Annotated in this window: 13 protein-coding genes; 5 read left to right on the plus strand and 8 right to left on the minus strand. The window is 64.6% G+C overall.

The genetic code is table 11. The features are described from left to right. Positions 1-6: 6 nt before the first annotated feature. Positions 7-666: a cell division ATP-binding protein FtsE gene (gene ftsE / locus VK804_RS16325; RefSeq protein WP_325372032.1), complete on the minus strand. Its 660-nt coding sequence runs from the start codon at positions 664-666 to the stop codon at positions 7-9. Positions 667-841: 175 nt separating this feature from the next. Between ftsE and VK804_RS16330 the strand changes: the two genes are divergently transcribed. Both VK804_RS16330 and VK804_RS16335 read left to right on the plus strand, forming a co-directional pair. Beyond that, positions 842-1669, plus strand: a complete 828-nt coding sequence (locus VK804_RS16330; RefSeq protein ID WP_325372034.1) for an MJ0042-type zinc finger domain-containing protein — start codon at positions 842-844, stop codon at positions 1667-1669. Between the two features lie 40 nt (positions 1670-1709). Then, a complete protein-coding gene (locus VK804_RS16335) occupies positions 1710-2084 on the plus strand; it encodes a response regulator (protein WP_325372036.1) in 375 nt (124 codons plus the stop codon). Positions 2085-2378: 294 nt separating this feature from the next. On the opposite strand, the gene VK804_RS16340 is transcribed toward VK804_RS16335, so the two are convergent. Then, positions 2379-4949, minus strand: a complete 2571-nt coding sequence (locus VK804_RS16340) for a TIGR02302 family protein (RefSeq protein WP_325372038.1) — start codon at positions 4947-4949, stop codon at positions 2379-2381. A gap of 175 nt (positions 4950-5124) precedes the next feature. On the opposite strand from VK804_RS16340, the gene VK804_RS16345 reads away from it, so the two are divergent. Then, on the plus strand, positions 5125-5505 hold the full coding sequence (locus tag VK804_RS16345; protein ID WP_325372040.1) for a carboxymuconolactone decarboxylase family protein: 381 nt from the start codon (positions 5125-5127) through the stop codon (positions 5503-5505). A 241-nt stretch (positions 5506-5746) separates the two neighbouring features. Here VK804_RS16345 and lysA read toward each other — a convergent pair whose 3' ends face one another. The 3 genes from lysA to argH form a co-directional block, all read right to left on the minus strand. Further along, positions 5747-7012 (minus strand): diaminopimelate decarboxylase, encoded by a 1266-nt coding sequence (gene lysA / locus VK804_RS16350; protein ID WP_325372042.1) that lies wholly within the window; start codon positions 7010-7012, stop codon positions 5747-5749. Between the two features lie 10 nt (positions 7013-7022). After that, positions 7023-7301: an LPS translocon maturation chaperone LptM gene (lptM, locus tag VK804_RS16355; RefSeq protein WP_325372044.1), complete on the minus strand. Its 279-nt coding sequence runs from the start codon at positions 7299-7301 to the stop codon at positions 7023-7025. Positions 7302-7394: 93 nt separating this feature from the next. Continuing rightward, positions 7395-8792, minus strand: a complete 1398-nt coding sequence (gene argH, locus VK804_RS16360; RefSeq protein ID WP_325372046.1) for an argininosuccinate lyase — start codon at positions 8790-8792, stop codon at positions 7395-7397. Positions 8793-8907: 115 nt separating this feature from the next. Here argH and tlpA point away from each other — a divergent pair, with 115 nt between their 5' ends. Continuing rightward, positions 8908-9588: a thiol:disulfide interchange protein TlpA gene (tlpA, locus tag VK804_RS16365; protein WP_325372048.1), complete on the plus strand. Its 681-nt coding sequence runs from the start codon at positions 8908-8910 to the stop codon at positions 9586-9588. Between the two features lie 145 nt (positions 9589-9733). On the opposite strand, the gene VK804_RS16370 is transcribed toward tlpA, so the two are convergent. Next, the gene (locus tag VK804_RS16370; protein ID WP_325372050.1) at positions 9734-9937 is read right to left on the minus strand and encodes a putative motility protein; all 204 of its coding nucleotides are present in this window, start codon (positions 9935-9937) and stop codon (positions 9734-9736) included. Between the two features lie 182 nt (positions 9938-10119). Between VK804_RS16370 and VK804_RS16375 the strand changes: the two genes are divergently transcribed. Beyond that, positions 10120-10503, plus strand: coding sequence for a tautomerase family protein (locus tag VK804_RS16375; RefSeq protein WP_325372052.1), 384 nt, complete (start codon positions 10120-10122; stop codon positions 10501-10503). Between the two features lie 117 nt (positions 10504-10620). Here the strand turns inward: VK804_RS16375 and VK804_RS16380 are convergent, their stop codons facing one another. Together VK804_RS16380 and VK804_RS16385 are read right to left on the minus strand one after the other, a co-directional pair. Next, on the minus strand, positions 10621-11502 hold the full coding sequence (locus VK804_RS16380) for a 3-hydroxybutyryl-CoA dehydrogenase (RefSeq protein WP_325372054.1): 882 nt from the start codon (positions 11500-11502) through the stop codon (positions 10621-10623). Positions 11503-11599: 97 nt separating this feature from the next. Next, positions 11600-11844 (minus strand): electron transfer flavoprotein subunit alpha/FixB family protein (locus VK804_RS16385; protein ID WP_325372056.1); only part of this gene is annotated, 245 nt, incomplete at its 5' end.

Genomic DNA, 11844 nt, shown 5'->3' on the forward strand with positions numbered 1-11844 from the left:
CATATTCTACTCATAGACATGCAGCCGTCCCTGATGCAGCACCAGCCGCCGCGCCTCGTACTGATCCATCAGCGCGATGTCGTGGGTGGCGATAATGACCGCGGTGCCCGACTTGTTCAACTCGATGAACAGCCGCAGCAGCCGCCGCCCCAGCGTCGGATCGACGTTGCCGGTCGGCTCGTCGGCCAGCAACAGCAGCGGGCGCGAGATCACCGCGCGCGCGATCGCCGCGCGCTGCTTCTCGCCGCCGGACAGAATCGGCGGCAGCGCGTCCATGCGCTCGCCCAACCCAACCCATTTCAGGAGGTCGATGACCTCCTTGCGATAGCTTGACTCCTCGCGGCCCATCACCCGGAACGGCAGCGCCACGTTCTCATAGGTGGTCATGTGGTCGAGCAGGCGAAAGTCCTGCAGCACGATGCCGATCCGTTTGCGCAAGTTTGCGATCTCGTCCTTAGCCAGCAGCGAGACGTCATTGCCGAACAAATTGACCAGGCCGCGGGTCGGCCGCAGCGACAGGAACAACAGTTTCAAGAGCGAGGTCTTGCCGGCGCCGGAGGGGCCGGTCAGGAACTGGAAAGAGTGGGCCGGAATCTGGAAACTGAGGTCGCGCAGAATCTCCGGACCCAATCCGTAGCGCAATCCGACATTTTCGAACCGAACCAAGCTCAGCTCCGGCTCATGGTGGGGGTCCGGCAAACCGGCCGAAACCCGCAACTCGCCGGTTTCGGCCTCAAGGCCTGCGAACCCGACAAATTGGTTTTGCTTCGGTTATGGTTTCCGATTCGTTAACGGTCGCCTTGTAGCATCTGGCCAAGGTCATTTGTGGAGATTGGGCTCCATGCATATCGTTTGCCCGCATTGTTCGACGTCCTATGCCATCAATCCGGCCACGCTGGGAGAGGCCGGCCGCACCGTGCGCTGTTCCCGCTGCAAGGAAGTCTGGCTGGCGCGGCCCGAGGATGCCGTCGAGATCGTGGCTGCCGCACCTGTGATGGCGGCGGCCAGCCAGCAGAGCGCGGCAACCGATGTCGCCGCGGGATGGACCACGCTCGCCCGCCAGGACGAGGGCGCCGGCCAGGACACCCCCGTCGTCGACAGCCCCTCGATTTCCAGCGACTGGCCGGACGAAGGCGAAATCGAATGGAGTTCGCGCGCCGAGGACGATGCCGAGGACGAACGCCGGCCGTCGCGGCTGCGCGGGATTTTCAGACTGCCCCGCATACCCTTCGTCACCGCCCCGATCGCCTGCGCCGCGATGGGTGCGCTGGTGCTGGCGCTGGTGATCTGGCGGGTCGACGTGGTGCGGCTGTTGCCGCAGACGGCCTCGTTCTACGGACTGGTCGGGCTCGACGTGAACCTGCGCGGGCTGATGTTCAAGGACGTCAAGATCTCCACCGAGACCGTGGAAGGCAAGCCAGTGCTGGTGATCGAGGGCGTGATCACGGGAGAAACCAGAAAGCCGGTGGAATTGCCGCGGCTGCGGTTTTCCGTGCGCGACGCCAAGGGTACCGAGATCTACGCCTGGAACGCGGTGCTGGAGCAATCCGTGCTGAAGCCGGGCGAACGGGCCTTCTTCAAGTCGAAGCTCGCCTCGCCGCCCCCGGAAGGGCGCAATATCGACATCCGCTTCTTCAACAAGCGCGATCTCGCCGTCGGCAGCGCATGAACGGCGCGGTCCGGTTCTGCTCGAACAAGATGAGTGCCCGATGGCGCGCATCCTGATCGCCGACGACGAAGACTCCATGCGCAAGCTGGTGGCGCGCGCCATCGCGATGGACGGCCACGACACCGTCACCGCCGAAGACGGCGCCGAGGCGCTGGAAATCCTCACCCGGGAACAAGGCGCCTTCGACCTGCTGCTGACCGACATCCAGATGCCCGTGATGGACGGCATCGCGCTGGCGCTGACGGCGGCGCGCGATTTTCCGCAACTGACGATCCTGCTGATGACGGGCTTTGCCGACCAGCGCGAGCGCGCCTCGGGGCTGAACGCGATCGTCCATGACGTCGTGACCAAGCCGTTTTCGGTCGCCGACATCCGCACCGCGGTGGCGGCGGCGCTATCGGCGAGGAAGCGGTAGCTGATTCGTAGCCCGGATGGAGCGAAGCGCAATCCGGGGGCGCAAACAAGGAATCCCGGATTACGCTTCGCTCCATCCGGGCTACAACCTCGCTCAACTCGTCATTGCCGGGCTTCCGCCTTCGCCAAGGCTTCGGCGGACTGGCACCGAGGACCCTGCGAAGCTTTAGCGTAGACGGGTGACCCGGCAATCCATCCTCGTCGAGTGACTCTCGCGAGGATGATGGATACGCGGGTCAAGCCCGCGTATGACGATCGTGCTTGTGGCAGCGGTATCGACCCCAACGCAACCCGCTCAATAATCCTTCAACAGCCGCTCGAGGTAATCGAGTTCGATCTGCGGGCGGGAGGGATCGGAGAGGCGGCGGCGCAGTTCTTCCAGGATCCGTCGCACCCGCTGCACGTCGATCTCGCCGGGGATCTTGACGGTGTAGTCGTCGCCGAATTCGCGGCCGTGCAGCGGACGTCCCAGCGGATCGGTCTGGTTGCCGCCGCTCTGTTGACGGCCCATGCGCGTGCCCGGGCCGTCGCCCTGGCCTTCGCCATCGCCCTGCATCGAATCGGCGAGGCTTTGGGCGCCCTTGCGCAGCGCGTCCAGCGCCTTGCCCTGCGAATCCACCGCGCCGTCGGCATTGCCTTCGCTCAACTTGGAGCCGGCGTCTCCCATCGCGCTGTCGGCCTGACCGAGGCCATCCTCATCGCCGTCCTGGTCGCCCTGTTCGGCCTGGTCGCCATCCTGATCGCTCTGCTGACCCTGCTCGCCCTTCTGGCCTTTCTGACCCGGACCCATGCCGCGCTTGGCGAGTTCCTGCTGCAATTTTTTCAACCGCTCGCGCAGACCCTGCTGATCCTGCTGCAGGTCGCCCATGCCCTGGTCGCCCTGCTGCTTGCCGCGGGCGCGATCGCGCCGCGAGTCCTGGCCCTGCTTGTAGGTCTTGTCGCGCAACTGCTGCTGCTTGCGGATCATATCCTGGAGTTCGTTCAGCGCCTGCTCCATGTCGCTGTCGCCGGACTGGCCGGGCTGCGCCATCTGCAGGTTTTCCAGCATCTCCTGCAATTGCTCAAGCAATTGCCTGGCGCCTTCCTTGTCGCCGGAGCGCGACAGCCGCTCCATGCGCTCGATCATGTTGTTGAGATCCTGCTGGCGCATCACGCGCGTGTTGGGATCGAGCGGTCGCGCCAGCGCCTGCGGATTGTTGCGGAACTGCTCGGCGAGCTGGCGCATGAAATTGTCGAGCGCGGCGCGCAAATTCTCGGTCAGCTTCTTGATCTCTTCGTCGCTGGCGCCGCGCTCCAGCGCCTGCTTGAGCGCGTCCTGGGCGGCCCGCAGCGCCTTGTCGACATCGGTGATGTCGCCGTCCTCGATGGTCACCGCAAGCGCCCAGAGGCTTGCGACCACCTCGCGCAGCGCATCGTCGGTGTGGGCGGCCTCGAGCTGCCTGGTGACGCTGTAGACGCCGAGATACTGGCCGGTCTCCGGCATGAACAATTCGGGGGCGATCATCAGCGCGTCGAGCGCGTCATGGACTTTCGAGTCCTGGTTGGCGTCGAGCGCAAGAATCCGGCGCTGCTCGATCAGCGCGCGCGCCAGCGGCTTGGTGAACAGCCGCTCCGGCAGCCGCATGTCGAACGGCTCGCTTTTGCCCTCGTTGCCGGCCTCGTCCTTGGCGGTCAGGGTCAAGGTAACGTCGGCCCCCGCATAGGGGTCTTCGCTCAGATCCTTCACGGTCTGGCCGACACCGTTACGGGTCCGCGCATTGGGCAGCACCAGCGGAAATTGCGGCGGGTCGAACAGCGGCCGCGGCGCGGCGGCGGCTTTCGGCGCATCGCCCGGCCGGGCCACGAAATGCGCCCTTGCTTCGGCGACGCCGTAGTCGTCCTCCAGCTTGTAGGACATCTGCAGCGAGCCGCGGGCCTGCCGCTCCGGATCCTTGGCGAGCGAGATGGTCGGGGCGCGGTCGGGAATCGCGGTGAACTGCCATTGCGGCTGGCCGGAGGGCGCACGCACATGCGCGGTGCCGTCGCCGGTAATGGTAAAATGCCGCTCGTTGGTGCCCTGCGGCGCCTGCTCCTTGGCCTGGGTTTCGCTCACGCCGCCGCCTGCCACCACATCGAGCGTGCCGCCGCTGGAGCGGACGATCAGCGTCGAGCCCGAAGGCACCGGCAACGGTCCGCTGGCGGGAACCGCGGCTTCCTTGCTCGCCGCCGACAGGATGATCGGCGGCTTGCCGGTATAGACCGGCGGCGTCACCCAGGCATCGACGCGGATGTTGGCCGGCGACAGCACCCCGTTCCAGTCGAACGCCGCTTCCGTGCGCAAGCCGCGCTCGTCGCCGGCGGCGACATAGGTCGCGACCAGCAGCACCACGATCAGCGCCCGCAGCGCCCAGGGATCGTGGATCGCCAGCCGCGGCGACGGCAGGCCGGCGCGGATGCGCTTGATCGAGGCCAGCGTGCGCTCGCGCTGCGCCTGCCACAATGCCTGCGCCACCGGGTCCTGCGTTTTCAGCGTATCGGTCAGCGCGGTCGCCGGGCGATGGCGGATGCCGGAGCCGCGGTCGAGCCGGCTCAAGCCATCCTCGCGGCTCGGCCAGCGGAATTTTAGCAGCGGAAAGGCCGCGCCCAGCGCCAGCGCGACGAACAGGAAAAGCCCGGCCGCGCGGGCCAAAAACGGCAGCGCCAGCCACAATCCGGCCCAGGACACCACCAGAAACAGTCCGATGACCGTCAACAGCCGCGCCAGATGCGGCCAGGTTCGCTCCCAGGCGATGGCATATTTCGCCCGCTGCAAGGCCTGCGTCAGCTTGAGCCGTGAGACGGCATCAGGGTCGCGCAGGGGCTCTGAGGGGTCGGTGGCGCCGCTCAATCAACTCTCTCCAAGTTGCCGAAGCAGTGCACAATAACACAACGGCAGCAGTGGGGCACCCGTCCTGCGGCGGTATCCCACACCGCAAACCACGCATAACACGAAGGCGTGACTGCGCGGCTGCGACCCCGTAGGGTCCGCCGCCGAAGCAACCGGAAACCTCAGAGGAAACACCATGGACCAGAAGACGCACGACAAGGGGCTGGAAATCCGCAAGGCGGTGTTGGGAGAAGCCTATGTCGCCAACGCCCTGAAGAACGCCGACGAGTTCAACAAGCCGTTCCAGGAGCTGGTCACCGAATATTGCTGGGGTGCGGTGTGGGGCCGCGAGCAGCTGCCAAAGAAGACCCGCAGCATGCTCAACCTCGCCATGATCTCGATCCTCAACCGGCCGCATGAATTGCGCGTCCACATCAAGGGCGCGCTCACCAACGGCGTGACCAAGGACGAAATCCGCGAAATCTTCATGCAGGTCGCGATCTATGCCGGCGTTCCCGCCGGCGTCGACAGTTTTAGGATTGCGCGCGAAGTGTTTTCCGAACTGGACAAGGGCTAAGGCGCCAAACCCGTCATTGCGAGCGCAGCGAAGCAATCCATAGCGCAGCAGCGGGAAGATGGATTGCTTCGCTACGCTCGCAATGACGTTTTGAAATAAGGGAAATGTCACCCTAAACGTCGGATCCATCGGCTTGGGAAAGCGTGTAGCCCGGATGAAGCGAAGCGCAATCCGGGGATCACTCAAGCCAGACTGAGTCCCGGATTTCGCTTCGCTCATCCGGGCTACATTCCGGCTCACCTCACAGCCACGGCGCTGCCCGGTCCATCGCGATCAGCTCTTCCACCTCGACGCGTGGCCGCACCACGGCGTATTGGTCGCCCTTGACCAGCACTTCCGGGATCAGCGCGCGGGTGTTGTAGGTGCCGGACTGCACCGCGCCATAGGCGCCGGCGGTCATGATCGCCAGCAGATCGCCGGCCTTCGGCTCCACCAGCTTGCGGTCGAGCGCGAGGTAGTCGCCACTTTCGCAGACCGGGCCGACCACGTCGGCGGTGATCGTCGCTGCATCCGCAACCGCCTGCCGCACCGGCAGGATGTCGTGATGGGCTTCGTACAGCGTCGGGCGGATCAGGTCGTTCATCGCAGCGTCGATGATGACAAAGTTCTTGCCGTCGCCGTGCTTCACATGGATGACACGGGCCACCAGAATGCCGGCATTGCCGACGATCAGCCGGCCCGGCTCGAACATCAGCGTGCAGCCGAGATTATGCGTGACGCGCTTGACCATGGCCGCATAGGCCGCCGGCGCCGGCGGCGCCTCGCGATCCCTGTAATAGGGAATGCCGAGCCCGCCGCCGAAATCGATATGCGAGATGGTGTGGCCGTCGGCGCGCAGCACGTGCACGAAGTCCGCCAGGATGCGATAGGCGATTTCAAGACGGCCGAGATCGGTGATCTGGCTGCCGATATGCATATCGACGCCGGTGATCTTGAGTCCCGGCAGCTTTGCGGCGCGTGCATAGACGGCGCGCGCATGCGCGATCGGAACGCCGAACTTGTTCTCGGACTTGCCGGTCGAGATCTTGGCATGCGTGCCGGCATCGACATCGGGATTGACGCGCACGGAGATGCTCGCGGTCTTGCCCGCCTCCACTGCGAGGCGCGACAGCAGTTCAAGCTCGTGCTCGGATTCGACGTTGATGCAGAGGATGTCGGCGGCAAGCGCGGCGCGCAGCTCGGGCTCGGTCTTGCCGACGCCGGAGAACAGGATCCTGCTTGCGGGGAATCCGGCGGCCAGCGCCCGCTTCAATTCGCCGCCGGAAACCACATCGGCGCCGGCGCCGAGCTTTGCCAAGGTGCGCAGTACCGACTGGTTGGAATTGGCCTTCATGGCGTAGCAGACCAGCGTCTTCTCGCCGGCAAAGGCCTCGGTGAAGACGCGATAGTGGCGCTCCAGGGTTGCGGTCGAATAGCAATAGAACGGCGTGCCGACCTTGTCCGCCAGCTCGATCAGATTCACCGCCTCGGCGTGCAGCACGCCGTTGCGATAGTCGAAATGGTTCATGGCAGCTCAGTCAGTTGCTGTTCAGGAGCGGGTCGAGGGGCATGGGTCTCTTGGTGCCCTTGGAGGCGGCCGGGGGCGCGTCGGCGCCGTAGGTCGGATTGAACACGGTCGGCTTGGCGGCGGCCTCCGCGTCGCTGTCGGCCGGCGCCGAGGCTGTCGGCTGCCGCGTGGTGTCGTGCGGCGGCAGGTCGAGGCCACTTTTGCGCCCGCAGCCTCCAAGCGCGAGCACGGCGGCGCTCAAGACGACGATGGCCCATCCCGACGATTTCGGGCTGTACTTGCTAATCACGACAAATCCCCAATGCGCGGCGCGCACCATACAAAGATTGCCCTACTCTGGCGAGAGCAGCGAAGCCATGAAATTGCAGCGAAATTCCAGTGCTCAGCCCAATTTTCGCTGCTTTTCCAGCCGTCTCAGCCAGGCCTTCGCCTGCGCCAGCACGTTCTTCGGCGCGGTTCCGCCATAGCTGGAGCGGCTTTTCACCGAGGCTTCGACCGAAAGCACACCCAAAGCCTCTTTGGTGATCCCAGGCTCGATCGCCTGCATCTCCTTCAGCGGCAATTCGTGCAGCGGCACGCCCGCTTTCGAGGCCGCGGCGACGATGCGGCCGGTGACGTGATGGGCGTCGCGGAACGGCATCTTCAAGCTCCGCACCAGCCAGTCTGCGAGGTCGGTCGCGGTGGCGTAGCCCTCGCCGGCGGCCTCCCGCATCCGCAGCTTCTCCGGCACGATATCCCTGACCATGCCGGTCATCGCCCGCACCGCCAGCGACAGCGCGGCGAAGGCTTCCATCGCGCCCTGCTTGTCCTCCTGCATGTCCTTTTGATAGGCGAGCGGCAGGCCTTTCATCACGATCAGGAGCCCGGTCAGCGCACCGATCACCCGGCCGGTCTTGGCGCGCACCAGTTCGGCCGCGTCCGGATTGCGCTTCTGCGGCATGATCGAGGAGCCGCTGGTGAACTTGTCGGAGAGCCGCACCAGGCCGACCAGCGGCGAGGTCCAGATCACGATCTCCTCGGCGAAGCGCGACAAATGCACGGCGGCGATCGCCGCTGCCGACAGCGTTTCCAGCACGAAGTCGCGGTCGGACACTGCATCGAGCGAGTTGGCCATCGGCCGGTCGAAGCCGAGCGCCTTTGCGGTGGCGTCGCGGTCGATCGGGAACGACGTGCCGGCGAGCGCCGCAGCCCCCAGCGGCGATTCGTTGAGCCGCCTGCGCGCATCGGCAAAGCGGCCGCGGTCGCGCGAGGCCATCTCGACATAGGCCAGCAGATGATGGCCGAAGGTCACGGGCTGCGCGGTCTGCAGATGGGTGAAGCCCGGCATCACGGTTGCGGCATGTTCGACCGCCCGCTCCGCCAGCGCCTGCTGGAACGCGGCCAGCGCCGCATCGGTCGCGTCAATGGTGTCGCGGACATAGAGCCGGAAATCGGTCGCCACCTGGTCGTTGCGCGAACGCGCGGTGTGCAATCGTCCCGCGGCGGGGCCGATCAGCTCGCCGAGCCTGCTCTCGACATTCATGTGAATGTCCTCGAGCGCGCGCTTGAAATCGAACGATCCCTTGCCGATCTCTGACAAAATCGTGTCTAGACCGCCGGCGATATTTTTCGCATCGTTTTTGCTGATGATGCCTTGCGCCGCGAGCATCGCGGCGTGCGCCTTGGACGCGGCGATGTCCTGGGCATACAGGTGCCGATCGACGTCGATGGAGACGTTGATTTCCTCCATGATCGCATCGGGACGCTCGGTGAAACGGCCGCCCCACATCTTGTTGCTCATGACTTGTCGCTCATGATTTGCCGCCCGTCATCGCATCGCGCCCGGAAATGCGTTCCAAGGTACTCGTCCCGGGCCTGCCGTTGTATAGGCTCTGCATAGCCGTATCTGATACAGGATGACAAACGATATGCCCGATCTGCCCTCGCCCCGCCCCCAGGCCACGCGCCGGATTCCGATTGCCATTGGCGCGGTCGTGATCGGGGCGGCGATCGGATTTGCCGGGGTTTTGGGGATCGGCGGGCTCAGGCGCAACGCCTCGGGCGATCCGGCCTGCCGCGCCGCGGTCAATCTGGCGAGCAAGATTGCACCGCTGGCGCATGGCGAGGTGGCGGCGCTGACCATGGCGGCCGAGCCGCTGCGGCTGCCGGACCTCGTCTTTTCGGATGCCGACGGAAAGCCCAAAAAGCTCTCGGACTGGCGCGGGCGCACGGTGCTGGTGAACCTGTGGGCGACCTGGTGCGTGCCCTGCCGCAAGGAAATGCCGGCGCTGGAGGGCCTGCAGACGAAGCTGGGCGGACCCAATTTCGAGGTGGTCGCGATCAATATCGACACCCGCGACCCCGAAAAGCCGAAGGCTTTCCTGCAAAACGCCCATCTGACCCGGCTCGGCTATTTCAGCGACGAAAAAGCCAAGGTTTTTCAGGATCTTAAAAGCGTGGGCCGGGCGCTGGGGATGCCGACCTCGGTGCTGGTGGACGGCCAGGGCTGCGAGATCGCCACCATCGAGGGGCCGGCGCAATGGGACAGCGACGATGCGGTCAAGCTGATCGAGGCGGCGGAGAAGCCGGTGGATTAGCAGGCCCGTCATTCCGGGGCTAATCGCGGCCGTCATTCCGGGGCGATGCGAAGCATCGAACCCGGAATCTCGAGATTCCCCGACGCGCAATTGCCCATCTGAGGTCCGGTCCTTCGGACCATCCCGGAATGACGGGGAGAGAAAATCAAGCCGTGATGTTGACGTTGCCGCCGATGCCGGCGCCGACATTGGCCAGCGAGCCGATGTTCTGCTGGTCCGCGCCGAGCAGCGTCTGAACCGCGGATTTATCCGCATCCATATTCGATTTCATGATGGCGGTAGCGATCTGCATCTGCACGTTGCCCGCCTGCATGGCCAATATGCCGCTGACCATCGCCATCATATCCATAACGCAACACCTTCCGTCCGCCGGGGACGCTACGGCAAAGCCGTTAAGCACCACTTTACGGCTGCCTCAGGCCGCGCGCATCGAGTCCGGGATCGGAACAATTTCGAGTGAGGCATGATCTCCCGGTCAAGAAGCGCGCCTAGATGGTTGGGAAAGCCAGTGTACAATTTGAGGAGATTTCCATGCCGCTGATCCGGGTTTCATTGCGCCGGGGCAAACCCGCCGCCTATCGCAAGGCGATTCTCGAGGGCCTCTACGAGGCGATGCGCGAGACCTTCGACGTCCCCGAAGGCGACCGCTTCATGGTCGTGACCGAACATGACGCGGACGATTTCGTCTACGATCCGAACTATCTCGGCATCAAGCGCAGCGACGATCTCGTGATCATTCAGCTCACGATCAGCAACACCCGTCCCCGGGCGCAGAAACAGAAACTCTACCGGCGCATCGTCGAGCGGCTCACGGAAAATCCCGGCCTGCGCGCCGAAGACATCTTCATCAATCTCGTCGAAGTGCTGCCCGAGAACTGGTCGTTCGGCCACGGCGTCGCGCAATATGTGAAGTGACGGATAGCCGTAGGGTGGGCAAAGCGAAGCGTGCCCACCAACTGAATTTACCGGATAGATGGTGGGCACGGCGCAGATGCGCCTTTGCCCACCCTACGATGTTACAATGCCGCGGGCCTACCGCGTCGGGACCGGCTTGTCGCCGCGATAGTCGTAGAAGCCGCGCTGGGTCTTGCGGCCGAGCCAGCCTGCCTCGACGTATTTTACCAGCAGCGGACACGGCCGGTATTTGGAGTCGGCGAGACCCTCATGCAGCACCTGCATGATCGAGAGACAGGTGTCGAGCCCGATGAAATCGGCGAGTTCCAGCGGCCCCATCGGATGGTGCGCGCCGAGCTTCATCGCGGCATCGATCGCCTCGACGTTGCCGACGCCCTCATACAGCGTGTAGATCGCCTCGTTGATCATCGGCAGCAGGATGCGGTTGACGATGAAGGCCGGGAAATCCTCCGACACCGCGATGTGCTTGCCGAGTTTGGTGACGAATTCCTTGGAGGCATCGAAGGTGGTGTCGTCGGTGGCGATGCCGCGGATCAGTTCGACCAGTTCCATCAGCGGCACCGGATTCATGAAATGAATGCCAATGAACTTTTCGGGCCGGTCGGTGGATGCGGCGAGCCGCGTGATCGAGATCGATGAGGTGTTGGAGGCGACGATCGCCTCCGGCTTCAGCACCGCGCAGAGATCGTGAAAGATCTTGCGCTTGACCTCTTCCTTTTCGACCGCGGTCTCGATCACCAGATCGCAGTCCGCGAGCCCGTCCATGGTTTCGCTGGAAACGATGCGGTCCAGCGCCTGCTTGCGGGCGTCCTCGGTAATGATCTTCTTGGAAACCTGGCGCGAAAGATTGCCGTTGATGGTCGCCATCGCGGATTTCAGCCGGTCGGCCGACAAATCGTTGAGCACCACGTCGAGCCCCGCCAGCGCCGCCACATGCGCGATGCCGTTGCCCATCTGGCCCGAGCCGATCACGCCGACCTTCTTGATCACTACCGCCATGGTTTCATCTCACCGGGGCTGCGCGCCGTCGTCGCGCCTGCCCGTCCCTTTGCAAAACGCCGGCCGGAATCCGTATCGTCCGGCTGGCTATCCATCGTCACTTCCCGAGCTTGCCGAGCGCTTCGGTCAATTCGGGAACCGCCTGATAGAGATCCGCCACCAGGCCGTAATCGGCGACCTGGAAGATCGGCGCGTCCTCGTCCTTGTTGATCGCGACGATCACCTTGGAATCCTTCATGCCGGCGAGATGCTGGATCGCGCCGGAGATGCCGGTGGCGACATAGAGTTCCGGCGCCACCACCTTGCCGGTCTGCCCGACCTGCCAGTCGTTCGGCGCGTATC

It is taken from the genome of Bradyrhizobium sp. (genome assembly GCF_035484855.1).
Taxonomy (GTDB): Bacteria; Pseudomonadota; Alphaproteobacteria; order Rhizobiales; family Xanthobacteraceae; genus Bradyrhizobium.

Bases quoted from the DNA above. Each gene is read 5' to 3' on its own strand.
- VK804_RS16330 (WP_325372034.1), top strand. From the start codon at position 842: ATGCATATCGTTTGCCCGCATTGTTCGACGTCCTATGCCATCAATCCG.
- VK804_RS16335 (WP_325372036.1), top strand. From the start codon at position 1,710: ATGGCGCGCATCCTGATCGCCGACGACGAAGACTCCATGCGCAAGCTG.
- VK804_RS16345 (WP_325372040.1), top strand. From the start codon at position 5,125: ATGGACCAGAAGACGCACGACAAGGGGCTGGAAATCCGCAAGGCGGTG.
- lysA (WP_325372042.1), bottom strand. From the start codon at position 7,012: ATGAACCATTTCGACTATCGCAACGGCGTGCTGCACGCCGAGGCGGTG.
- argH (WP_325372046.1), bottom strand. From the start codon at position 8,792: ATGAGCAACAAGATGTGGGGCGGCCGTTTCACCGAGCGTCCCGATGCG.
- tlpA (WP_325372048.1), top strand. From the start codon at position 8,908: ATGACAAACGATATGCCCGATCTGCCCTCGCCCCGCCCCCAGGCCACG.
- VK804_RS16370 (WP_325372050.1), bottom strand. From the start codon at position 9,937: ATGGATATGATGGCGATGGTCAGCGGCATATTGGCCATGCAGGCGGGC.
- VK804_RS16375 (WP_325372052.1), top strand. From the start codon at position 10,120: ATGCCGCTGATCCGGGTTTCATTGCGCCGGGGCAAACCCGCCGCCTAT.
- VK804_RS16380 (WP_325372054.1), bottom strand. From the start codon at position 11,502: ATGGCGGTAGTGATCAAGAAGGTCGGCGTGATCGGCTCGGGCCAGATG.